The sequence below is a fragment of the Bradyrhizobium sp. STM 3562 genome, assembly GCF_045571435.1.
Taxonomy (GTDB): domain Bacteria; phylum Pseudomonadota; class Alphaproteobacteria; order Rhizobiales; family Xanthobacteraceae; genus Bradyrhizobium.
Window position 1 is genome coordinate 3,631,110 of record NZ_CP120694.1, and the last position, 21,817, is coordinate 3,652,926.

A 21,817-nucleotide genomic window follows, 5' to 3' on the forward strand; every position below is an offset into this window, starting at 1 on the left:
GCGTTTGCGAGCCGCGCCGAATTAGATCGCGCTGCAACGAAAAATGTCATGTCGCGACGGACCGATGAACCGACGAGCTGTCGGCTGGCTTCCATCGATGGCGTAGAAAGCAAACGAGAAGTGGTTCGGATGAAAAACAATAATTCGCTGGTCGTGGGACTCGCTATCGCAATGCTTGCTTCCAACATGGCGATCGCGGCAGAGCAGCCGGTTGCAGGCGGGACGATCACCTGGGGTGTTACCACCGAGCCGGCTTGCTTCGATCCGCACCGTTCGTCGCAGCAGGCGGCGTTCTTCGTGGCCAGGAACTACATTGATTCCCTGATCGCGAAGAGATCAGATGGTACGTTCGCGCCTTGGCTTGCCACGGAATGGTCGATTTCTCCCGACGGCAAGGAATACACGTACAAGCTCCGTGAAGACGTCGTGTTTCACGACGGCGAAAAATTCGATGCCGCGGCGGTGAAGGCAAATTTCGATTTCGTCAAGAAGCCGGAAAATGCGGTGACCGCGGTATCGCTGCTGCAATACTACGATCATGCCGAGGTGATATCGCCCGATGTGATCAAGCTGGTGCTCTCGCGACCGGACTCGACCTTCCTGGAATCGACCTCCAATGTGAAGCTCGGGCTGATCTCGCCGAAGGCACTCGAGAAGGGCGATCTCTGCGGCGGCGGGCCGGCGGTCGCTGGAACGGGACCCTTCATCTTCCAGAGCTATACGCGCGGTCAATCAGCCGTCTTCGTCCGCAATCCCGCCTACAACTGGGCTCCCGGGAATGCGGCTCACAACGGGCCCGCCTACCTGGACCGCGTAACTTTCCGCTTCTTGCCAGAATATGCGGTTCGTACCGGCGCGTTGACCTCGGGGCAGGTCGACGTGATCGAGGGCGTGCAGGCGACCGACGTGCCGCTGTTTGCCGAGCAGCCGAATTTCAAGCTCCTGACGGGTCCGTCAGGTGCCAGCACATCCTTCACATTCAACATCAATTACACGCGGCCACCGGCCGATGACGTTCGTGTCCGCCGTGCGTTGCGGGACGGGTTCGATCTCGAACCGCTGGTCAAGCAGGTCTATCTCGGCACCGTGCCGCGCGCCTGGTCGATCATCGGCCCAGCCAACCCGGCCTACAACCAGTCGCTGGTTGGGTCCTGGGGCAACGACGTTGCCGGCGCCAACAAGCTTCTCGACGAAGCCGGCTGGACCGGGCGCGACGCGCAGGGGTTTCGGACTAAGGACGGCAAGCGGTTGAGCATCGAAGTCGGCTATCCCCAGCCGTATGTGCGCGACAATCGCGACATTCTCATTCAAGGTATTCAGGCGGCGTTACGCAAGAACATTGGCCTCGACCTCAACTTGCGGATCATCACGGCCGGCGAGTACGCCAAGAACAATGCCAACGGAACCTGGGTGATCTATCCCAACACCGATAATCCCTCCGATCCCGCGCGGGAATTGTGGGACATGCTGGGGGCGCAGGGTTTTCTCTACGCGAATATTCCCAATCCTGACGCGGAGATCACGCGCCTGATCGAGGAGTCGCTGCAGGCAACCGATCCGGTCCGCAAACGGGAGTTGACGGACGCGATCCAGAAGCGGGGCGTCGACCAGGCGTTCATCGTGCCGCTGTTTGCGCCGAGCTGGTTTCTCGCGGCCAAGAACAACATCAACGGCCTGAGCTTCGAGCCGGGCCTCGACTCGCCGTCGAGCGCATATGATGTCTGGGTCGCGAAGAAATAGGCTCTGAGCGATGTGGGTGCGCATCGTTTCGCGACTCCTGACCAGCCTCGTCGTGGCCTGGGGCAGCGTCACCGCCACCTTCGTGGCGCTGCACGCGCTGCCCGGGCGCATCGAGGACATCCTTGCGGGCGACGTGGAATATCCCGGTCTGCGGGAGGCCATCGCTGCCGAATGGGGACTGGATCACAGCCTTTTGGCGCAATATTTCGATTTCCTGTTCCGGGTCTTCCGCGGCGATTTCGGCACGTCTTACGTCTTGCGACAGCCCGTAATCGAGGTGGTGGGCTCGCAGCTCCTGCCGACTGTCGAGCTTGCCCTCACGGCGGGGCTGTTGGCGCTGCTCATCGCGGGCGGGCTGGCGCTGCTGACGGCCGGCCGCGGCCGCCTGTCGCGGGAGTTTTCTTCCGTGCTCGAGCTGGTGTTTGCTTCGACCCCGGTGTTCTGGCTCGGAATCCTGCTGTTGATGGCCTTCTCGTTCAATCTCAAATGGTTTCCGGTCTCCGGCGCCGACGGCTGGAGCTCGATCGTGCTGCCGTCGATCACGCTGGCGCTCCCGACAGCGGGCTTGCTGGCGCAGGTGCTGCGCGAAGCCATGGAGAAGACGCTGGATCAGCCGTTCGTCACCACGGTGCGCGCGCGCGGCGTCAGCGAGTTCACAATTCGCGCGCGTCACGTGCTCCGCCATGCCCTATTGCCGGCGGTCACCCTCGGCGGCTGGTTGATCGGTGGGCTGCTCGGGGGCGCTGTCATCACCGAGAAGGTATTCGGCCGGCCGGGGCTCGGCACGGTCACGCTGGGCGCGGTGCTGACCCATGATGTGCCGGTGGTGCTAACGGTTGTGCTGCTCGCAGCTTTTATCCACGTCGCGGCCTCGACCTTGCTCGATGTCCTCTACGTTCTGATCGATCCACGACTGAGGGCGCAATGAACGCACCGTCACAGCCTTCGCTCGACCAGGCGGTTCCATTCGCTTCGCAACACGCTTCGCTGATCGTGCTCGACCGTGAGCAGCCGACGCGCAGGGTCGGGAAGCGCCGGCGGCCATCAACCGGGCTCATGCTCTCGCTCGGATTCGTCGCGCTGCTGATGCTCGCCGCCGCTGCACCAGGTCTGTTCACGCATTTCGACCCGCTGATCGGAGATTTCTCCGAAGGATTGCAACCGCCGGGCTGGACCCACCTGTTCGGAACGGACCGGCTGGGCCGCGACGTGTTCGCCCGAACCGTCTATGGGGCCCGCTATTCGCTCCTGATCGGATTTGACGGTGTTGCTGTCGGCCTTGGCTTCGGCGTCCTGCTCGGCGTCGTCTCTGGGCAGCGCAACCGTGTGCTGGACGATACCGTGTCAAGGTTGTTCGACATGCTCTCCTCGTTTCCTGGCGTGCTGCTAGCGATGCTGGTCGTCACATTCCTGGGCCAAGGCATGCTCAATATCGCGATTGCCGTCGGTATCGCCGGGATCCCGAAATTCGGCCGCGTGGTCCGTGCCCAGACCCAGCTCGTGCGCGACGCCGACTATGTCACGCAGGCTGCGATCTATGGATTGAGCGGGCCGCAGATCTTTCTGCGTCATGTCCTGCCGAATGTGCTGGTGGCGATCCCGATCATCGCCACGGTTTATATTGGCAGCACGATCCTGATCGTGTCCGGCTTGAGCTTTCTCGGTCTCGGGCCGCAGCCGCCGACGCCGGAATGGGGCGTCATGCTGGCGGAGAGCCGGGACGTGTTGCGTGTCGCCTGGTGGCCGGGCGTATTTCCCGGGCTCGCCATCACATTGACAGTGATCGCCTTCAGCGTCGTCGGCAATCATCTTCAGCAAAGATTTGAAGGTCGGCTGGCATGAGCTCCCAGTGGCAGCCTGCCAACGCACCGGCGCCTCTTGTCGATGTTCAAGGCCTCTCCATAGGCTTTGCCGGCGTCAACGGCGGGAAGCCGATCGTGGTCGATATCGACCTGAAAATCCACGCCGGCGAGTGCGTCGCGCTGGTCGGGGAGTCCGGCTCCGGTAAGAGCATCACGGCGAGAAGCCTTCTGAACCTCGTCGGCGAAGGCGCGAGGACGAATGCCCGGCGCTTTGATCTTAGGGGCCGCGATGCGCGCAGCTTCAGCGAGGCCGACTGGCGTAAGCTGCGCGGCACCGTGACCGGCCTCGTGATGCAGGATGCGCTGGTTTCGCTCGATCCGCTGCGGACCATCGGCCAGGAGGTCTCGGAGGTCATCGCGACGCACCGGCTTCATGCTGGTGCCGATGCCGTCAAGGCCCGGGCGCTGGCCGTGCTGAGCAAGGTCGGCATTCCAAATCCGGCCGATCTCGCGCTGCAATATGCGCATCAACTGTCCGGCGGCCTACGGCAGCGGGCGCTGATTGCGTCGGCCATTGCAGCCGATCCCGATCTCATTATCGCGGACGAGCCGACCACCTCGCTCGATGTCACCGTCCAGGCCCAGGTGCTGCAGGTGTTGAACGAGCGGCTTCGGGACGGGGCGGGGCTGTTGCTGATCAGCCATGATCTCGCCGTCGTCGCCGGTATCGCCGATCGCGTCATCGTGATGCGAGAAGGTAGGGCGGTCGACAGTGGTCCGACCGCGGAGGTCCTCGCTCGTCCTCGTCACCCCTACACGCGCGCGTTACTGGCCGCCGTGCCCTCGCTGCAATCCCGCGGCACCCGTCTCGCCTCGGCGCGCTTGGACGCTCCGGCACAACGGACGTCACTGTCGGACGAAAGCAGATCAACGCGCGAGCCCTTGCCGCGGCGCAAGGAAACCGGCGAACCCGTTCTGACGGTGCGAAACATCTCCAAGAGCTTCATCACGGCAAAAGCCGCAGGACGCAGCCGGTCACGGGTGCTGCGAGATGTGAGCTTCGACGTCAGGGCCGGTGAGGTGCTTGGCATCGTCGGGGAGTCCGGCTCGGGCAAATCGACATGCGCGAAAATCGTCCTTGGCTTGCTCCCGCCGGATGAGGGTGAGGTGCGGTTGCTCGGTCAGCCTTGGTCGGAAGCTCCCGAGGCGCAGCGTCGCTCGCTCCGCCGCAGGCTCCAATACATCCCACAGGACGCGTTGAGCAGCTTTGATCCAAGATATCGGGTCGCGGATGTCGTCGGCGAAAATCTGGCCGATGTTCATAGCCGCGCAGTTCGTCGCGAAAGAATATTGTCATTGCTGGAGCTGGTCGGCCTGAATGCCGGTCATCTTGAACGGTCGCCGCGATCGCTCTCGGGCGGCCAGCGCCAGCGGGTCTCGATCGCACGGGCGCTCGCGGCAGAGCCCGCCATCATCGTCTGCGATGAGCCGGTCTCAGCACTCGATATCGGCATCCAGGCGCAGGTGCTCGATCTTCTTGTCGAGCTGCAATCGAAACTCGGGACCGCCTTGCTCTTCATCTCGCATGATCTGGGTGTCATTCAGCACATCGCCGATCGGGTGCTCGTCTTCCATGACGGCCGCATCGTCGAGGAAGGCGGTGTTGAAGCGGTGTTCGGGCAGCCGAAAGACGCTTACACGCAAAGCCTGCTTGCTTCGGTTCCGGACATCAGACGGGGCTTGCGCGCGGCGACGCACGCAATTGAGCGTCGCTCGGGCTGAGTACCACGAGAGCAATGGCGAGCTATCAGCCAATGCAGCGGTGCGCCTTGGGCCAGTATCTTCGAGACCACAATATGAGGACCACAGCGATGAATCAGGTTGTGAGCAAGCCACGCAAATACTCCCTGGTCGAGCGGGCACCCGCTGAGAGCGTCGAGGCGGAGCGCCTTCATCGCAAGCAGCGGCTGGCGGCAACCTTCAGGCTGTTTTCACGCTATGGGTTCGACCAGGGCCTGGCAGGACATGTGACCGTGCGGGATCCCGAATTTCCCAACCAGTTCTGGATCAATCCGCTCGGCAAGTTCTTTGGGCAGATCAAGGTCTCCGATCTGCAGCTCGTCGACCATGACGGCAACATCCTGATCGGCGACAAGCCGATCAACCAGGCCGGTTTCGTCATTCATTCGGCCATCCACGCCGCGCATCCCGAAGTGCTCGCCGCCGCCCACACGCACTCGACATACGGCAAGGCTTGGTCGGCGCTGGGGCGGCTGCTGGATCCGCTCACCCAGGATTCTTGCGCGTTCTACGAGGATCACGCGCTGTTCGATCCGTTCTCCGGGGTCGTGCTTGCGGCCGACGAAGGCCGGAAGATCGCAGAGGCGCTGGGCAGCAAGAAAGCGGTGATCCTGCAGAACCACGGCCTGCTAACGGTCGGACCGACCATCGAAGCGGCCGCTTGGTGATTCATCTCGATGGACAATGCGGCGCGGACCCAGCTTCTTGCGGAAGCCGCAGGCGCCACAAAGCCCATCCCGCATGAAGTCGCAAAACTTACGGCGGGCCAGGTCGGTACACACAAAGGCGGCTGTTTCAGCTTCCAGCCGTTGTGGGACTGGATCACGGCCGAAGAGCCTGATCTGTTCAATTGAGCGCCCAGCAAGCGCCGAGCCGGGTCCTCCCCATCATTTCCAAAGGTCAATCATTGAACGCATGGTTTGCGCCGCTCTCCCGCGAACGGCGCAAGCCCGTCGTGAGGACTCTCTGATTTTGAAAAGGCGATCGTTCAAAGCCGATCAGGTGTCATGCCGAGTTCTCGCTGTGCAGGATTCAAGTCGACGCGCCCGCGATGGTTCGGGGGAAGCCGTCCTATCCCCGCAGTGCGCGCCGCAACAGTCCGATGAAATCCTGCGCCACCTGCGAGAGCGCTTCATGCGTGGGGGACAGGATCGCGATCTGGTACTGGATCTTCGGCTTGAACGGGCGGGTGATCAGGTCGTCGGTAAAGGGGCGGCTCACCACCGGATCGACGATGCCGACGCCGCGGCCTTCCGCGACCAGTTGGCACGCGGTCGAGAAGAACTCCGTCTCCGCAACGACATTCCAGCGCGCGCCGTATTCGGAAAAGGCGGACGCGAGCTGCTGATAGACCGGATCACCGCGAAACAACGTGACGAACGGGACCCCGTTGAGATCATCGGGCGTGATCTGCTTGAGCTTCGCCAGTGGATGCGCCTTCGGCAGCATGCACCGGCATTCGTATGAGAACACCTCCATGTGTGAGGTCGGATAATCGAGCGGCAGTTCGGCGACCGCGAGATCGAATTGCTGCGTCGACATCAATTCCCGGACGGTTGCGGAATTCCGGGTGATGATCTTTATCTGCAGCTCGGGCCGGTTCTTGGCGAATTGCGACAGCAGGTGCGGCAACAGGCTGATGGAAATGCTCGGATAGGCCGCGATCGCAAGATGTCCGCGCCGCCCGGACCGGATCTCGGCGGCCACGCGCGAGGCACTCTCGACGGCTTCGAGCGCGCGCGCAGCCTCGACATAGAACAATTTGGCTTCCGGCGTCGCTTGCAGGCGGCCACCGCGGCGCAGGAACAGGGTCAGCCCGGTTTCGCGCTCGAGGCCCGCGATCATCGTGCTGATCCCGGGCTGCGACATGCCGAGCAACTCGGCCGCCCTGGTCATGGTGCCGTGGAGCATCAGGGCGCGAAAGCATTCGAGCTGTCTCAGGCGCATGTGCGACTATACGAATAAGCTATAATGCACGCAATCAATATTATTAGAATTACATGAGCTGCGGTGCTTCAATGCCAAACGCTGAAGGAGACCTCACGTGAATGCTGCAATGCTCGATCTCACCCGTGCCCGCCTGATTCCGGCCCAGCATGGCGTGGCGGCGCGCCTCAAGGCCGGCGAGACGGTGACCATCGTCAACACCCACGGCAAGCAGGTGGTCGACACCTGGGCATTCAATGCAAGCGACACCAGCGAATTCATGTCGATGGAGCACAGCCGCGCTGCGATGCTGCGGCTCATTCCCAAGGTGGGCGATACGCTGACGACGAATCGGCGTCGCGCGATCCTTACCCTCGTCGCCGATACGACGCCCGGAATCCATGACACGCTGATCGCTGCCTGCGACATCCATCGCTATCGCCAGCTCGGCGCCATCGGCCATCACGACAACTGCACGCAAAACCTGGCGCTGGCGCTCGAGGCGGTCGGCGTGTCTATCGCGGTGACACCGCCACCGCTGAACCTGTTCATGAATGTGCCGGTGACCGATGGCGGCGAGCTGAGCTTCAAGGCGCCGGTCAGCGAGGCCGGTCAATACGTCACGCTGCGCGCCGAGATGGACCTCATCATCGTGTTCTCCGCCTGTCCGCAGGACATGGTGCCGGTGAACGACATGAAGCCGACCGACGCCCATTTCGTGATCGCCTGATCCTTTCTCAAGCCTTCGCGGAGGATGACCATGCGCAAGCTGCCGCCTCTCAACGCCATCCGTGCGTTCGAAGCCGCCGCACGCCACGAGAGCTTCACCGCCGCCGCCAACGAACTTTGCGTCACGGTGACGGCGATCAGCCACCAGGTCCGGCAACTCGAAGCGATGCTGGGGCGCAAACTGTTCGAACGCTCCGGCCGTGCGGTGGTGCTCACCGCGGAAGGGAATGCGGTGTTTCCGCTACTGCGCGATGGTTTCGATCGCATGGCGAGCGCCTTTGCCACAATCCGCCCGCCGGCCGACGGCGACGCGATTACCGTGTCGACCACACGGGCCTTCGCCGAACGCTGGCTGATGCCGCGGCTCGCGCGCTTCAATGCGGCGTTTCCCTCGGTCGTGGTTCACATCGATGCGACGGAGGACGTCGTCACGCCAGGCATCAAGGGGATCGACCTCGCCGTGCGTTACGGACCGGTTGACCGCGCCCACGACGCCTCCGTGCTGTTCAAGGACAATTACATCGCGGTCGCGGCGCGCGCCATCTGTCCGTCCGCCGCGCGTCTTGCCATCGACGATTTCCGTCCGCGGCCGCTATTGGCCTATCGGTGGAAAAACGCCACGCTGGATTCGCCGGCCTGGTCGGCGTGGCTTGCGGGCATATCCCACGATCCAAGCCGGGATTTCCGCATCTCCTGGTACAGCGAGGAGCCGCTGGCGCTGCATGCCGCCGAACGCGGCCTTGGGCCTCTGTTGTGCAGCGATGCGCTGGTCGACGATCAGTTGCGGGAGGGAACGCTGCGCCGGATCGACGGGCCGGCACTTCCCGGCTTCGCCTTCCGCCTGGTGAAAGCCGGCGGTGCCGTGCGGCACAAATCCGTCGCAGCGTTCGTCGACTGGTTGCGCGGCGAGGCGGCGACGTTTCGCGCCGCCTCGGCACCGCTCATGACACGGGCTGCGTGAAGTAGGGCAGCGTCTCGACACGGATCTGATAGCTGCCGGAGGCGACCAGGCCATCGATATGGGCGGCGATCGCCTCGAGCGGCGCGAACCACACCTTGCGCTCAGTGACGACCTTTTCGAGCCAGCGCTCGACCACGCTCCAGCGGGCCAGCCGGCCGGTCAGGAACGGATGCCATATACCCATCCAGAACCCCCCAGCTTCATAGGCAGCCTCGAACTCCTCGAACGACGCAGCCAGGCCCTCGCTTGGCGATTTGACCGGCATCATGTAGCCGATCTCCGCGTAGTGCGCGAATGGCGGCCAGTCGTCCGATCCCCAGTGCGGCGGCATCTCGTACAGCGATCCGCGCGCAGTGCGCATCAGATACGGAATGTCGTCGGCCATCAGCGACGAGTCGTAGGCGAAACCGTGCTCGATCAGCAGGTCGATCGTGGCCTGGTTGGCGTTGTAGACCGGCGCGCGATAGCCGCGCGGCTTGCGTCCGGTCATCGCGACGTGAATCTCAAGGGCACGCTCGAAGGCCTCGCGCTGCTCGGCGATCGATATCGTGGTCGGGTCCTCGTGAATATAGCCGTGATGGCCGATCTCGTGCCCGTCCTTGAGGATCGCCTCCATCGCGCCAGGATACCGCTGCATGGTCCAGGCCGGCATGAAGAACGACTGCTTGAGGCCGAACCGGCGATAGGTCTGAAGGATGCGCGGCACGCCCACCGTCGGCCCGTACCGTCCCATCGTGATCGGATAGAGCCGGTCGAACGAGTCGTTCGGCCGGGCGATGTGGATCAGGCTGTCGGCGTCGACGTCGAAGGTAATCGCGCAGGCGCAGCGCGCCCCGTTCGGCCAGGGGATGGGATTGCGGATCATAAGACTATCCTGTTGCCGCGAGTGGCCGCGGTCGATCATTCGGCCGCCACCCTAGCAGGACCGTCGATGCCGAGACACTGCCGGACCAGCACCGGGATCGCGGCAAAGGCGTCGGCGACGGACTGCCGGTGGCGTTCGTCGTTGAACTCCTGATAGTCGACGGCGATCAGATGGCTCTCCTGCACGCCAACATAATGCGCGCAGGTGAAGATGTGGGTCTCGAGATGATTCATGTGCTCGCGCACCCCGCCGGGCCCGAAGCCAAACTCGCCCCGCGAACTGAGCACCACCAGCGTCTTGCCGCTCATGGTCGGCTCGAGCGGAAAATCGCCGCGGGCAAGATCGAATGTGAAGGTCTTGCCGATGCGGATCACCTTGTCGAACCACGATTTCAGGGCCGACGGCATGCCGTAATTGTGCATCGGCGCGCCGATAACGATGACGTTGGCGCGCTCGAGTTCGTCGATCAGCTCGTCGGAGAGGCGGAGCTCGTCACGTTGAGCAGGCGTGCGCTCGTCGGCCGCGGTGAAGGCTGCGGCCACCCACGCTTCCGTGATGAGGGGTGGCGGATGATGCCCGATATCGCGAGAGATAATGATGGCGCCGGGTTCATGCGCCAGCCATTGATCGACAAAGGCCTTCGAAAGCTTCCGGCTGACGGAACGATCGCCGCGTGGACTGGCGTCGATATGCAGAAGTGTCGTCATCCCAAAACCTCGGCTGGTGGAGTATCAGTGCGGCCGCACCATGGCCGAGGGCAGCGCTGGGTGTGAGTGATGAATTCGTCAGGTGGGTTGAGAAATTCTCAACAGTGAACCGTCGCGACACCATGACGGCGAATTCGGTACGACGACCACGGCTTTGCTCGAGCGAATGTCCGCAAACTGCATTGGCGCGCTTCACTCTCGAATCGTCGTCAACTGCGCTTGAGCAATTCTCATTACCGCCCGAGACCCGATCTTGCTGAGATGCTCCATCCCGGCCGAAACCGATACGCCGGACAGGGGAGAAACATGTTGGCCAAGCAGACACAAGATGCGGCATATGAGGAGACCGGTTTCGACGCGCACGGATTGAGCCGGTGCCGGCGGCGCACCGAACGTCGTCACCGGTCGACCAGTTCTGGATCTGGACCGGCGCCAACATCGCGCCGATCAACTGGGTGCTGGGCGCGCTCGGCATCCAGCTCGGCCTCAGTCTGCTGCAAACGCTTGCCGTGGTCGTGATCGGCAACCTGTTCGGCGCGGCGCTGTTCGCGGCCTTCTGCCTGATGGGACATCGCACCGGCGTGCCGCAAATGGTGCTGGGCCGCCTGGCGTTCGGCCTCCGCGGCGCCTATTTGCCGGCGCTGGCGCAAGTGCTGATGCCGATGGGTTGGGTCGCGATCAACACCTGGATCGTGCTCGACCTCTGCATGGCAGCGCTGGAGCGGATGGGGTTCAGCGGTGGCCCCGAAGTCAAGTACATGGTCGCGGCGCTGGTCATGGTGCTGCAGGTCGGCATCGCGGCCTGGGGCTTCAACGCGATCAAGGTGTTCGAGCGTTACACCATGCCGCTCATCCTCTTCATCATGGCTGTGATGACCGCGCTCGCATTCCTGCGGGTCGACATCAAGTGGCAGTCGCCGACCGTCGGCGGCATGGCGGCGTTTGCCGCAGCCACGCAATTGATGACTGCGATCGGCATCGGCTGGGGTATTTCGTGGCTCACCTATGCTTCCGACTACACGCGCTTCACGAAACCCTCGCTCGGCGCCGGTAAGGTGTTCCGCGCGACATTCCTCGGCATGTTCCTGCCGACGGTCTGGCTCGCCTTCCTGGGCGCTGCGATCGCGTCCGCCGGCGCGGGGTCCGATCCGTCGAAACTGATCATCGCCGCCTTCGGCGTGATGGCGCTGCCGGTGCTTCTCGTACTGCTGCACGGCCCGATCGCGACCAACATCGTCGTCATCTACTCGGCCGCCCTGTCGAGCCTCACGCTCGACTTGCGCTTGCCGCGCTGGATCATCTCGGGCGCGATCGCCTGTGCGATCCTCTATGCGTTCCTGCAATCAGGTGACTTCGCGCATGCCTTCGATAACTTCATGGTCGCCCTGATCGTTTGGATCAGCCCGGGGCGGGCGTCACGCTCACGGATTTCTATCTGGTCAGGCGCGGACGGATCGATGTCGCAGCGCTGTATGCGATTCCGGATCGCGATGGTGGCGTCAACTGGGCAGGCCTCATCGCCTTCGCGATCGGGCTGGTGGCGGCCTGGGTGTTTCAGATGGGCACGATTGCTGCCATGCAAGGGCCGCTTGCACTGGCGACCGGGGGGGTCGATCTGTCCTGGCTCACGGGAATGGGTGTCGCCGGCGCAAGCTATCTCCTGCTGCATCGTTCATTCGGACGTCCGTTCGCGTCAGGCAACCACTTACGGTCTGCGGATGCGGCGTCGGTCGAGGCCGCGCCCACCTCGCTCTCGCAGGTTTAGGCATCCCCGATCAGCGATGGGCCCCTGCACGGCTGATCTTGCTGGGCGCCTCGCTGAGGATCATGCGGTGGCCATGTCACGCCCTGTTCGGCGAACAAGTGTTGCCCCATTTGGCTAGGGCCGTGAGTTATGTCACAAGCTCGCGCGCCTTGAGGGGCATTCCTTAGATCGATCGTTCTGATGAAGCTTTGCGGCCGCCTTGGAACGACGGGGTGGGCGGACCTCCTGCATGTCATCGACATGGAGGTCGAGGATGTCACCGAGAGTACGAACCTGGAGGGGCGCTCGTGGGTTGGGTGATCTGCTGCGATCGATATTCCGTTCGATGTCGAGTGCCCACTCTTCTCCGTCCTTGCGGCGCCGAAAGGTCTCTGCCAGCTTGGGGTTCTTGCGGCGGACCTGGACGCGCCAGTTCCCGGACAGCAACTGAGTGCACCTGGCCATGGCCGTGTGCACTCCCCAATTCGTGTGCGCTACGTGTGCACTGAGACGTCAAAACGGGTACAGACGTGTGCAATTTCGGCCGATTTGGAGTGCACACGTTCATGTTTCATCCTATTAAGAGGATAGAGTAAATCATTGAAATCGCAAGACTATCGCTTTTCCGTCGCCCCATGATGGATTGGAGCGAGAGTTAAAGTCTTTCAATTAGTTAGAAAACGGCAGTGCACGACGTGTGCACCGGGAGATCAAGAAAACTCTTGCAGCGGCCAATATGAGCAAGACTTCTGAACTGAGAGAGCGCATCGGTCGGCGGAAGGCATGACAAGAATTTGCGACGGGATAGGCGAGCGCTGCGGCGTGCATGATAGAATTCTCTCCGAACCATTGCGCAGCAAAGGCGCATCGCTCCAGGGATAAAAGGCAAGTCGGGGCTCTGGACTCTCCCGTTCGCCTCAAAATCGCGCGGCCATATCCGCAAGCCGCCGATGTGCACTCTCTCGGGCCACGCGGATCGGCTCAGCCGGTCCGGTCGTGGGGCCGATCGGCACGAAGCGGACGTCGTTGATGCCGATGAAGCGGAGCGCCTCGCGCAAATAGGGTGTCGCCATATCGGTGCGGCCGCGGTTCATGCCGGTGGCGTAGTCGCCGCCGCTGGCAAGAATGACCAGCGTCGGCCTGTCCTTGAGCAGAGGCCGATAGCCCCGTGACGGATCAAAGCGGAACGTCAATCCGGGCTGGATGATGACGTCGAACCATTGCTTCAGCCGGTAAGGAATGCCGAAATTCCACATGGGGGTTGAAATCACCACGCGCTCGGCAAGCGCAAAGCGAACGGCAATGCGCTCGGCGACCGCAAACTGATCGCGCTCTGCATCCGTGAAGGCCTGCCCCTTGATACGCGCATATTTGGCATCGAGCAGGGCGCCCGTGAACTCTGGCAGGTTGTCGCGCCACAAATCCATGACGTCGATATCCCAATCCGGCCTCGCCTTTCGAAAGCGGTCGAGAAAGGCTCGGGCGCCGGCCGCCGATTCGGAATCGGCGCGCGGCGAGCAGGCGAGATGCAGCAATTTGGGCATCAGCGGCCTTCACCCTTCGTTCACCGCAGCGCCTTGACCACCGCATCGGCGTTGGTGACGACAGAGACGTTCTGAAGAGCAAAATTGATCGAAGCGTTGTGCCACTCGGCATTCATGGTCGAGCAGCAATCCTGGGGCGTGATCATGAAGTACCCCTTGTCCGCGCCGGTGCGTGCGGTGTGCTCGACGGACATGTTGGTCCAGGCCCCGGTGTTAATGATGAAGTCGCGGCCCGTCGCCTTGAGAATTGTCTCGAGCCGGGTGCCTTCCCAGGCGCTCATGCGCATCTTTTCGACGGTGAAGTCGCCGGACCTCGGCTCGAGCCCCGATACAGGTGCTGCGCCCCAACTGCCACGTACCATCGCCTTGCTGTCGACCAGCCCCTCGAACAGAGGCGCATTCAAGGTGACGCCGGGCGCGCCCGGCTCGACGACGAACCAGACATGGATGACGACCACGCCGCGGGCCCGTGCAACGTCAGCCAGACGGCGGACGTTGTCGACCACATGCTGCTGGCGCGCATGAGCGGGCGCGCCGGACTCGGCAAATGCGCCACCATCCATGATCACGTCGTTCTGCAGGTCCTGAATGATCATGGCACAACGCTGCGGATCGAGCCGCATGTCGCCGTCCATCAGTCTCGGCGCCTGTGCGGCGGAAGATCCGGCGCCGCCGCCGGCCCGCTTGGCGCTTATATAGGGCTCAGGGCGCGGTCCGACTTTGGTCGGGATCGCATAGACCGAATGGGTGGCCGTCAGATAAAGGGTGCGGAAATCGGCACCGCCCCAGGCGAGATTGGCGACGAGCTCAGGCACGCGCACCTTGCCGAGCAGCTCGCCATTGGACGAATAGACCCACACGCCTCCGGGCGCGGTGACCCAGACATTGCCGTGCTGATCGCATTTCATTCCATCCGGCACGCCGGGCTCGAGTTCGGAGCGAATGCCGCTGGCGAAGATACGAGGATTGGAGAGCTCGCCATTGGCCTCGACGTCGAACAGACGGACCAGCGCCTGCGTGGTGTCGTTGACATAGAGGTGACGCTCGTCCGGCGAAAAGCAGAGGCCATTGGGCTGGTCGAACAGATCGCGATCGACCACGAGCTTTGGCTCTCCGCCGCCCGGCGGCACCCGATAGACGCCCTGAAAGCCGAGCTGGCGCGGCCGCTCGACGCCGTAGACCGGCATGCGCCCGTACCAGGGATCGGAAAAATAGATCGCGCCGGTGGAATGCACGCAGACGTCGTTGGGACTGTTGAGCTCCTGCCCCTGGAAATGCGAGGCCAGCACCTCGCGCCGCCCATCGGGGCGCTCGCGGACCAGCGAGGATGTGGCGTGCTCGCAGACAATCAGATTGAGCTCGGCGTCGTAGGTCATGCCGTTGCATTTGTTGGAGGGACGCCTGACCTCCACGAGCCCGCGCCGCGCGTCCCATCGCCTGCGAACATCGGCCGGCATGTCCGAGAACAGGAGGTAATGATCGACTGGATGCCAGATCGGTCCCTCCGTGAACTCAAAGCCCGTGCCGACCTGGCCGACCGGCGCGTAAGGATCGATCAGGCTTTCAAAACCGCTCCGCAAGGTGACGTGTGTCATGAGCCGGCCCTCACAAGCTTAGGCGGGAAACCAGTCACGCCGGGGCAGCGTCTGAACGATGGGGCCAGGGACCTGATCGTGCAGCCGCCCGACCACCGCGCCGCCTTCGATCTTCGCCGGCCGGTCGTGAACGGGAAGGAGATAACGCGCATTGCTGAGCAGCTTCTTGATCGCGGCTTTCTCTGCGCGCTTGCTGGTGCCGTGATTGCCCGTAGTGCGTGGCTCCCAGTCCTGGATCTCACGGAAGGGCGTGACGATCTGGTCATTGAAGTCGTAGATCACGTCACCGCAGATGGTCGCAATGCCGTCGGCGGTGTGGACATGGATGTTCATCGATCCCTCGGTGTGCGCATTGGCGGCCTCGCAATAGACGCCCGGCATCAACTCGATCGGTCCGGTGATCTCGAGATCGAGGAAGCGCAACCCGCCTTTGGTATGGAGGCGGTCGACGAGATGCTTGATATCCGGCGCCGGATATTGCGGATGCATCAAGCCGGATACGGAATATTCCAGCTCACGGCGATTGAGCACGACGGTGGTGTTCATCGGGAACAGGTCGTCCTTCCCGGCGTGGTCGATGTGCAGATGCGTATGGCAGACAAAGCGCACATCGCCCATGCGCACGCCATGGCGGGCCAGTTGGTTCTCGATCATGTTCTCATGGAATTGCAGGCCGCGCATGCCAAGCGTTTCCATGATCTGGTTGGAGCGATAGCCGGTATCGACCACCACAGGATAGGGGCCGCCAAGGATCAAAAAGCCCAGCGTCAGGACCCGGCGGGTCCGGCCGCAGTCACGGCCGAGCACGAGGAAGCTCGATTCAAGTTCGATATCGCCATAGTCCAGGATCTTGATTTCCAATGGCATCCCGTTTCCTCCCCGATTTCTATTTGTTGCTGCCCCCGCTCCCTACGGACCTAAGCGGTAGACACGCATGGCTGTTGTCCTGAAGATGGCATCACGCTGATCCGCACCAAATTGCGCGGTCGCGGCAAGATAACCGTCAATCAGGCTCCGATAGCTGGCCCACAATTTCTCGATCGGGAAGTTCGAGCCGAACAGGCAGCGCTCGGCGCCGAACATTGCAACCGTCTGCTTCAGCACGTCGGCCACGTGCGTGGGATCGTTGCGATGAATGAACGTACCGAGCCCCGAAAGTTTGGTCACGACGTTCGGACAGGCGGCGAGTTGCTCCATGCCGGCGCGCCAAGCTGCACGGCCCGCGGGCGAAAGGTCCTCGGGCATCCCCGCATGCTGAAGGATGAGAGTGACCTTGGGACTGGCTTGGGCCAGGACTGCGGCATCGGCCATCTGCGACGCAAAGACTTGCAGGTCGAAGCTCCAACCATAGTCGGCGAGATACGCAATATTGCGCTGGATGACAGGGTCTGCGCAGAGATCCGCTCGGGCCGCAAAGCGGTACAATGGGTTTTCGTGCCAGTGCAGCTGCATGCGCACGCCGCGCACGAGCGGATAGCGTGCTAGCCGGTCGAGCCGCGGGCGGACGTCGTCGACTGCGAAATCGGCATAGGCGACGATCGCGTGCGGCCAACCGTGCTCGTCGGCGGTGCGCTGCACCCATGATGCTTCGTCCTCAAAGCCTTCCTTCGCCCAATTGGTCTGCACATAGACCGAGCGCGTGACGCCCGAGCCTGCGATGTCGTCGAGATATTCCTGGATCGTGTAGTCACGCCGGATCGGCTCATAGGGCCCAAAGATGCGCGGCTGCATCGGGCCGGATAGCCACGGCAGATCGACCTGACGCCAGATATGATGATGCGCGTCGACAATTTGCATTATGCCGCTTTCCTCGATCCGAGTGACAACAGATGCGAAACGACCGCTGCACTCGATCCGCCCTCGACCATGTCGTCGACGAACGGTGCGACCGCGACCAGCGCCTCGGTTTGCGGCACAAAGCCGGGGCTGGTCGCGAGCGGGGTGAGCCAGCTGAGCCGCCAGGCGCGCCGCGACAGCTTTGCCGCCGCATCGCGTAAGTTCGCGGGATCGCCGCGTTCCAGTCCGTCGGAGATAACGACGACCGCCGCGCCGCGTGCATATCCGGCAAATCGCGGCACGGCCAAAAAGGCTTGCAGCGCGTCGCCGATCCGAGTGCCGCCATCCCAGTCGCTGACCAGATGCGCCGCCGCGTTCAGCGCCTGCTCGCGGCGCTTCAGGCGGAGCGCGCGGGTGACACGGGTCAGGCGCGTACCAAAGGTGAAGACCTCGGTATTGAGGGTAGCCTGCACAAGTGCGTGCGCAAGCCGCATGTTCTCGTCGGTGCCCGACTTCATCGATCCCGACACGTCGATCAAGAGCAGCATCCGGCGTAGCCGCGTTCGTCGCTTCAAGCGTGCCAGATGCAGGATCTCGCCGTCGTTTCGTACGGATGCACGCAAGGTGTGGCGAAGGTCGGCCCAGGGGCCGCGCCGGGAGCGCCGGTGCCGATAGCCGCGGCTCCGCGGCAGTCGGGACGATGCTTCGCGCGACAGGCGCCGCAAGACATTGCCGGCCGCAGCCGGTGCGAAGCGGCGCTCGACCAGAGCTTCGGCGCGCGTTGCGGTCAAGCCTGATTCATTGATGTCGTCAGCAACCAATAGCTCTTCGTCGCCGCGTCCTTCCTCCTGCAGGAGAACGATCTCCTCGTCCTCGGCGCCTTCAATCGTGAGATGCTCATGGCGTATGAAGTGAAGATCGAACAGCCGGTGAAAGGTGGCGTGCCGCTCGGGCGGCGGGGCCAGTGTCGCGAGGCCCGCCTGTCGAATGTGATCGAGGCTCTTGGGTCCCAAGAGTTCGATCGCAGCGAGGAACGCGGTGGTCTGCTCCGGCGCAACTGCAAAGCCGTTGGCGCGCAAGAGTGCGACGAAGGAGACGAAGACGCGCGCAGCGCGCGGCAATTGAGCTTCGTCGCTCATGCGGCTGCCTCCGCGATCAGGAGGTCCAGCCGCGGCGCGATGAAGCGCAGGTCCTCTTCGTCCTTCAGCGCAAGGCCGATGGAGCGCTTGAAAGCATCCGGCCAGCGTGCGCCAGCTTGATGCAACACGGTCGCCGCCTCTGCCCAGTCGACGGCCTCGGCAATTCCGGGCGCCTTAGTCAGCGGCTCGCGTCGCAGCCTGCCGACGGCCGCGACGACCGCGCGAGCGGTCGCTTCCGCGACGCTCGATGCGCGCATCATCACGATGCGCGCCTCGCGCTCGGCTGAGGGATAATCGATCCAGTGATACACGCAGCGGCGGCGCAGCGCCTCGTGCAGATCCCGCGTGCGGTTAGAGGTCAGCACGACGACCGGGCGTTCGGCCGCGCGCACCGTGCCGCGCTCTGGGATGGAGATCTGGAAATCGGAAAGAAATTCCAGCAGAAAGGCTTCGAATTCCTGATCGGCACGGTCGATCTCATCGATCAGCAGCACGGCGGCGTCAGGGGCGCGCAAAGCTGCGAGCATCGGCCGCTCGATCAAAAATGTCTCCCCGTAGATATCGATGCTCTCATCGCCAGCCTGGCGGATCGCGAGCATCTGCCGCGGATAGTTCCACTCGTAGAGCGCAGCGGCTGCATCGATCCCCTCATAACATTGCAGACGGATCAGGCGTCGGCAAAGCACCGCCGCGATCGCCTTGGCCGCTTCGGTCTTGCCGACCCCAGGCGCGCCTTCCAACAGCAGCGGCTTGCCTAACGCCAACGCCAGGTAGGCTGCGGTCGCGAGTCCCTCGTCGGCGAGGTAATACGCCGCGCGGAGCGCCTTCCCCAGCGCTTCCGGACTATCGATGCCGACGATGTTGTTGCGGATTGCCATGGCCAAAGGACCTCAGCGCCGCGCCTGCGGTCGTGCGCCGCCTTGCGCCTTGATCGCGCGCAACACTTTTTCCGGCGTGATGGGCAATTCATCGATCCGCACGCCGACGGCATTGAAGATCGCATTCGCGACGGCCGGCAGCACCGGATTGGCGCACATCTCGCCAGGCCCCTTGGCACCGAACGGTCCGTCGGCTGCGGGACGCTCCAGCACGGCGATATCGTGCGGGCAGATATCGCCGGGCCCGGGCATCAGATATTCGACGAAGTCGCGCGGCCCGTGGCTCGAGTCGGGATAATAGGGCTCCGTTGTCTCGTAGAGCGCGTGGCTGATGCCCATCCATGCGCCGCCGACGAGCTGCTGCTCGACCAGCCGCGGGTTGAGCGCGCGCCCGAGCTCATAGGCACTGTCCATGCGGATCACGGCGACGTCACCGGTCTCGTCGTCAACTTCGACCTCGGCGACGAGGCAGGCGTGCGCGTAGCACGTGGCCGGCGTCATTTCTCCGGTCTCGGGATCGACGTCCGACAGCGGCACCAGGAAAATGCCGCGTCCCGAGATGGTCTTGGCCTGTTTGAATTGCGCCGCGATTGCGACGTCCTTGGTCGAAATCGACCGATGCGGAGCGCCCTTGACGTGAATATTGCCGCGCCCGTCAGTCTCGAGATCCGCCGCATTGACCTCGAGCTCCTCGGCCGCGGCTTCCATCATGACGCCGCGCGCTTCCTTGGCCGCGGCCATCACCGCATTGCCGACGCGATGGGTGCCGCGCGAGGCGAACGAGCCCATGCAATGCGGCCCGGTGTCGGAATCGGCGGTGTCGACATAGACGTCCTCGACCGGCACGCCTAAGGTCTCGGCACAGATCTGGCGCGTAACCGACTTCATGCCCTGGCCGAGGTCGATCGAGGACAGCGACACGGTGAACTTGCCGCTGGGGTTGGAATGGACCAGCGCCTGACTAGGATCGCCGCCGAGATTCATGCCGATCGGATAATTGATGGAGGCGATACCGCGCCCGCGATGCTTTGTCATCTCAGCGCCTCCTGGTGCCGAATACGGAGGAAAAACGGGTCGCGCCATGCGACGGGGTTTGCGGGCGCGGAGGAGGGGGTGGGGGCGGAAGAGTCGGCGGCTCTCGGGACGCCGTTGCAGGCGCTCGATCGTAAGCCGTGCGCTGCTGGGCGGCCGCGGGCACCTGCGCTTGGCGCGGCGTTTGCGGCACGTCCGTCCGTGCGCCGCCGCCACCCTGGCGCGATGTAGCGCGCTTGAACTCCTCCCGCAGGGACCATTTGGCCTTTTCGGCCGCGACCTGGACGCATTCGATAAGTGCGGTGTTCTTCGCCTCGCGCCGGTGCGCTTTCATGTCGCCGTCGCGATAGGCGTTGAGAATACGAAACTCCAGCGGGTCCATGCCGACGAGATGGGCGAGCTTGTCCATCTGGCACTCGATCGCGAAATCCATCGCGGTGACGCCGAAGCCGCGCATCGCGGTCGCCGGCGTCCGATTGGTAAAGACGCAATAGATATCGCCATAGACATTGGGGATGGTGTATGGCCCGGGCAGATGCGCGGCGCATTTCACCGCGGCATAGCTGGACAGCCGTGTATAGGCGCCGCTATCGAAATAGGCGCGAACTTTGCGCGCGACGACGCGACCATCGCGCATCGCGCCATCCGTAATGTAGATGCGCTCGGCGCCGCGCGGCGGGCCGTATTGCATTTCCTCCTCGCGCCCGAGCACGTAGCGGACCGGCCGGCCGGTCAGCATCGCCGCAAGGATGCAAAGCGGCTCGGTGATGGTGTCGACCTTGCCGCCAAATCCGCCACCCACCGTGCCGCCGATGAAGTGGAAGGTGTTGGACGGCACGTCCAGGATCTTGGCGCAGGTGTCGACGGAGAAGAACAGTGCCTGCGTCGAGGTATAGACCGTGTAGCGCCCGTTGGTGTCGGGTGCAGCGATCGAACCGTTGGTCTCGGTTGGCGCATGCTCGATCGGCGACATCTGGTAGCGCTGCTCCAGCACATGATCGGCCTGCGCGAGGCCGCGCTCGACGTCGCCGAAGCGCAGCCTCTGATGATCGTACTTCTCGTAATACGTAAACGTGTTTTTTGGATAGGTCTCGTTGACGACAGGTGCGCCGGGCTTCAGCGCATCCTCGACATCGAACACGGTCGGCAGCGGTTCGTAGTCGATCCGCACCTTTGCCATTGCTTCATAGGCTTCGCGCGGGCTGTCGGCGACGACGGCAACGACCGGCTCGCCCTTGTAGCGCACCTTGTCGACCGCCAGCGACGGCTCGTCATCCTTGCCGAAATTAATCAGGCTGAGCAGCGTGTTGAGATTGCGCGGCACGTCAGTGCCGCGGATGATGCGGCGCACGCCTTGCGATCGCTCTGCCTCCGTCGTGTCGATGCGGCGCAGGCGAGCATGCGAATGCGTGCTGCGCACGATCTTCAAATGCAGCATGGCCTGCAGCTTGTGGTCATCGAAATAGGTCGATGTGCCTGTGACATGGCCGAGCATATCCTGCCGCTGCGTCGGTTTGCCGATTTCCTTCAGATTGTCATCGCGCTCGTCGGCGAAGATGTCCTTGCGCAGTTCCAGCAT

At 63.2% G+C, this 21,817-nt stretch carries 20 protein-coding genes and 1 pseudogene; 10 read left to right on the forward strand and 11 right to left on the reverse strand.

The annotated features are described in order from the left end of the window. Nucleotides 1–129: 129 nt before the first annotated feature. The 6 genes from P6U23_RS16635 to P6U23_RS16660 all read left to right on the forward strand — a co-directional run bounded on the left by P6U23_RS16635 (nucleotide 130) and on the right by P6U23_RS16660 (nucleotide 6,196). Nucleotides 130–1,740: an ABC transporter substrate-binding protein gene (locus tag P6U23_RS16635; protein WP_407180791.1), complete on the forward strand. Its 1,611-nt coding sequence runs from the start codon at nucleotides 130–132 to the stop codon at nucleotides 1,738–1,740. Between the two features lie 16 nt (nucleotides 1,741–1,756). Next, on the forward strand, nucleotides 1,757–2,668 hold the full coding sequence (locus tag P6U23_RS16640) for an ABC transporter permease (protein WP_407180792.1): 912 nt from the start codon (nucleotides 1,757–1,759) through the stop codon (nucleotides 2,666–2,668). Further along, on the forward strand, nucleotides 2,665–3,582 hold the full coding sequence (locus tag P6U23_RS16645; protein ID WP_407180793.1) for an ABC transporter permease: 918 nt from the start codon (nucleotides 2,665–2,667) through the stop codon (nucleotides 3,580–3,582). Before P6U23_RS16640 ends, P6U23_RS16645 begins: the two co-directional genes overlap by 4 nt. Continuing rightward, nucleotides 3,579–5,324: a dipeptide ABC transporter ATP-binding protein gene (locus P6U23_RS16650; protein WP_407180794.1), complete on the forward strand. Its 1,746-nt coding sequence runs from the start codon at nucleotides 3,579–3,581 to the stop codon at nucleotides 5,322–5,324. The genes P6U23_RS16645 and P6U23_RS16650 overlap by 4 nt, the downstream gene beginning before the upstream one ends. Before the next feature lie 89 nt (nucleotides 5,325–5,413). Continuing rightward, nucleotides 5,414–6,010 carry a class II aldolase/adducin family protein gene (locus tag P6U23_RS16655; RefSeq protein ID WP_407180795.1) on the forward strand — a complete coding sequence of 199 codons (597 nt, stop codon included), beginning with the start codon at nucleotides 5,414–5,416 and terminating at the stop codon, nucleotides 6,008–6,010. Between the two features lie 9 nt (nucleotides 6,011–6,019). After that, nucleotides 6,020–6,196: a hypothetical protein gene (locus P6U23_RS16660; protein ID WP_407180796.1), complete on the forward strand. Its 177-nt coding sequence runs from the start codon at nucleotides 6,020–6,022 to the stop codon at nucleotides 6,194–6,196. 217 nt (nucleotides 6,197–6,413) lie between these two features. Here P6U23_RS16660 and P6U23_RS16665 read toward each other — a convergent pair whose 3' ends face one another. Continuing rightward, nucleotides 6,414–7,289, reverse strand: coding sequence for a LysR family transcriptional regulator (locus P6U23_RS16665; RefSeq protein ID WP_407180797.1), 876 nt, complete (start codon nucleotides 7,287–7,289; stop codon nucleotides 6,414–6,416). A gap of 97 nt (nucleotides 7,290–7,386) precedes the next feature. Between P6U23_RS16665 and P6U23_RS16670 the strand changes: the two genes are divergently transcribed. Then, on the forward strand, nucleotides 7,387–7,998 hold the full coding sequence (locus P6U23_RS16670) for a DUF1989 domain-containing protein (RefSeq protein WP_407180798.1): 612 nt from the start codon (nucleotides 7,387–7,389) through the stop codon (nucleotides 7,996–7,998). A 30-nt stretch (nucleotides 7,999–8,028) separates the two neighbouring features. Then, nucleotides 8,029–8,958 carry a LysR substrate-binding domain-containing protein gene (locus tag P6U23_RS16675; RefSeq protein ID WP_407180799.1) on the forward strand — a complete coding sequence of 310 codons (930 nt, stop codon included), beginning with the start codon at nucleotides 8,029–8,031 and terminating at the stop codon, nucleotides 8,956–8,958. Here P6U23_RS16675 and P6U23_RS16680 read toward each other — a convergent pair. Both P6U23_RS16680 and P6U23_RS16685 read right to left on the reverse strand, forming a co-directional pair. Beyond that, nucleotides 8,939–9,823, reverse strand: coding sequence for a polysaccharide deacetylase family protein (locus tag P6U23_RS16680; RefSeq protein ID WP_407180800.1), 885 nt, complete (start codon nucleotides 9,821–9,823; stop codon nucleotides 8,939–8,941). The two genes, P6U23_RS16675 and P6U23_RS16680, sit on opposite strands and share 20 nt — an antisense overlap. A 35-nt stretch (nucleotides 9,824–9,858) precedes the next feature. Further along, on the reverse strand, nucleotides 9,859–10,530 hold the full coding sequence (locus P6U23_RS16685) for an FMN-dependent NADH-azoreductase (protein WP_407180801.1): 672 nt from the start codon (nucleotides 10,528–10,530) through the stop codon (nucleotides 9,859–9,861). 374 nt (nucleotides 10,531–10,904) lie between these two features. Here P6U23_RS16685 and P6U23_RS16690 point away from each other — a divergent pair. Next, nucleotides 10,905–11,729, forward strand: a pseudogene (locus P6U23_RS16690) (cytosine permease); the annotation flags it as partial. A 194-nt stretch (nucleotides 11,730–11,923) separates the two neighbouring features. Continuing rightward, a complete protein-coding gene (locus P6U23_RS16695; protein WP_407181488.1) occupies nucleotides 11,924–12,295 on the forward strand; it encodes a cytosine permease in 372 nt (123 codons plus the stop codon). 896 nt (nucleotides 12,296–13,191) lie between these two features. Here P6U23_RS16695 and P6U23_RS16700 read toward each other — a convergent pair. The 8 genes from P6U23_RS16700 to P6U23_RS16735 are packed head-to-tail and all read right to left on the reverse strand — an operon-like array spanning nucleotide 13,192 to nucleotide 21,817. Then, nucleotides 13,192–13,818: an FMN-dependent NADH-azoreductase gene (locus P6U23_RS16700; RefSeq protein ID WP_407180802.1), complete on the reverse strand. Its 627-nt coding sequence runs from the start codon at nucleotides 13,816–13,818 to the stop codon at nucleotides 13,192–13,194. Between the two features lie 20 nt (nucleotides 13,819–13,838). Beyond that, nucleotides 13,839–15,413, reverse strand: a complete 1,575-nt coding sequence (locus tag P6U23_RS16705; RefSeq protein WP_407180803.1) for an isochorismatase family protein — start codon at nucleotides 15,411–15,413, stop codon at nucleotides 13,839–13,841. An 18-nt stretch (nucleotides 15,414–15,431) separates the two neighbouring features. Further along, nucleotides 15,432–16,280: an MBL fold metallo-hydrolase gene (locus tag P6U23_RS16710; protein WP_407180804.1), complete on the reverse strand. Its 849-nt coding sequence runs from the start codon at nucleotides 16,278–16,280 to the stop codon at nucleotides 15,432–15,434. A 42-nt stretch (nucleotides 16,281–16,322) separates the two neighbouring features. After that, nucleotides 16,323–17,213 (reverse strand): amidohydrolase family protein, encoded by an 891-nt coding sequence (locus P6U23_RS16715; RefSeq protein ID WP_407181489.1) that lies wholly within the window; start codon nucleotides 17,211–17,213, stop codon nucleotides 16,323–16,325. Further along, nucleotides 17,210–18,328 (reverse strand): VWA domain-containing protein, encoded by a 1,119-nt coding sequence (locus P6U23_RS16720; protein ID WP_407180805.1) that lies wholly within the window; start codon nucleotides 18,326–18,328, stop codon nucleotides 17,210–17,212. Before P6U23_RS16720 ends, P6U23_RS16715 begins: the two co-directional genes overlap by 4 nt. After that, nucleotides 18,325–19,206, reverse strand: coding sequence for an AAA family ATPase (locus P6U23_RS16725; RefSeq protein WP_407180806.1), 882 nt, complete (start codon nucleotides 19,204–19,206; stop codon nucleotides 18,325–18,327). Before P6U23_RS16725 ends, P6U23_RS16720 begins: the two co-directional genes overlap by 4 nt. 12 nt (nucleotides 19,207–19,218) lie before the next feature. After that, a complete protein-coding gene (locus P6U23_RS16730; protein ID WP_407180807.1) occupies nucleotides 19,219–20,241 on the reverse strand; it encodes a xanthine dehydrogenase family protein molybdopterin-binding subunit in 1,023 nt (340 codons plus the stop codon). Between the two features lies 1 nt (nucleotide 20,242). Further along, a complete protein-coding gene (locus P6U23_RS16735) occupies nucleotides 20,243–21,817 on the reverse strand; it encodes a xanthine dehydrogenase family protein molybdopterin-binding subunit (protein WP_407180808.1) in 1,575 nt (524 codons plus the stop codon).

What these genes read in the sequence shown, in the direction of transcription:
- P6U23_RS16635 (WP_407180791.1), top strand. Translation starts at nt 130, where the DNA reads ATGAAAAACAATAATTCGCTGGTCGTGGGACTCGCTATCGCAATGCTT.
- P6U23_RS16645 (WP_407180793.1), top strand. Translation starts at nt 2,665, where the DNA reads ATGAACGCACCGTCACAGCCTTCGCTCGACCAGGCGGTTCCATTCGCT.
- P6U23_RS16650 (WP_407180794.1), top strand. Translation starts at nt 3,579, where the DNA reads ATGAGCTCCCAGTGGCAGCCTGCCAACGCACCGGCGCCTCTTGTCGAT.
- P6U23_RS16655 (WP_407180795.1), top strand. Translation starts at nt 5,414, where the DNA reads ATGAATCAGGTTGTGAGCAAGCCACGCAAATACTCCCTGGTCGAGCGG.
- P6U23_RS16660 (WP_407180796.1), top strand. Translation starts at nt 6,020, where the DNA reads ATGGACAATGCGGCGCGGACCCAGCTTCTTGCGGAAGCCGCAGGCGCC.
- P6U23_RS16665 (WP_407180797.1), bottom strand. Translation starts at nt 7,289, where the DNA reads ATGCGCCTGAGACAGCTCGAATGCTTTCGCGCCCTGATGCTCCACGGC.
- P6U23_RS16675 (WP_407180799.1), top strand. Translation starts at nt 8,029, where the DNA reads ATGCGCAAGCTGCCGCCTCTCAACGCCATCCGTGCGTTCGAAGCCGCC.
- P6U23_RS16680 (WP_407180800.1), bottom strand. Translation starts at nt 9,823, where the DNA reads ATGATCCGCAATCCCATCCCCTGGCCGAACGGGGCGCGCTGCGCCTGC.
- P6U23_RS16685 (WP_407180801.1), bottom strand. Translation starts at nt 10,530, where the DNA reads ATGACGACACTTCTGCATATCGACGCCAGTCCACGCGGCGATCGTTCC.
- P6U23_RS16700 (WP_407180802.1), bottom strand. Translation starts at nt 13,818, where the DNA reads ATGCCCAAATTGCTGCATCTCGCCTGCTCGCCGCGCGCCGATTCCGAA.
- P6U23_RS16705 (WP_407180803.1), bottom strand. Translation starts at nt 15,413, where the DNA reads ATGACACACGTCACCTTGCGGAGCGGTTTTGAAAGCCTGATCGATCCT.
- P6U23_RS16710 (WP_407180804.1), bottom strand. Translation starts at nt 16,280, where the DNA reads ATGCCATTGGAAATCAAGATCCTGGACTATGGCGATATCGAACTTGAA.
- P6U23_RS16720 (WP_407180805.1), bottom strand. Translation starts at nt 18,328, where the DNA reads ATGAGCGACGAAGCTCAATTGCCGCGCGCTGCGCGCGTCTTCGTCTCC.
- P6U23_RS16725 (WP_407180806.1), bottom strand. Translation starts at nt 19,206, where the DNA reads ATGGCAATCCGCAACAACATCGTCGGCATCGATAGTCCGGAAGCGCTG.
- P6U23_RS16730 (WP_407180807.1), bottom strand. Translation starts at nt 20,241, where the DNA reads ATGACAAAGCATCGCGGGCGCGGTATCGCCTCCATCAATTATCCGATC.
- P6U23_RS16735 (WP_407180808.1), bottom strand. Translation starts at nt 21,817, where the DNA reads ATGCTGGAACTGCGCAAGGACATCTTCGCCGACGAGCGCGATGACAAT.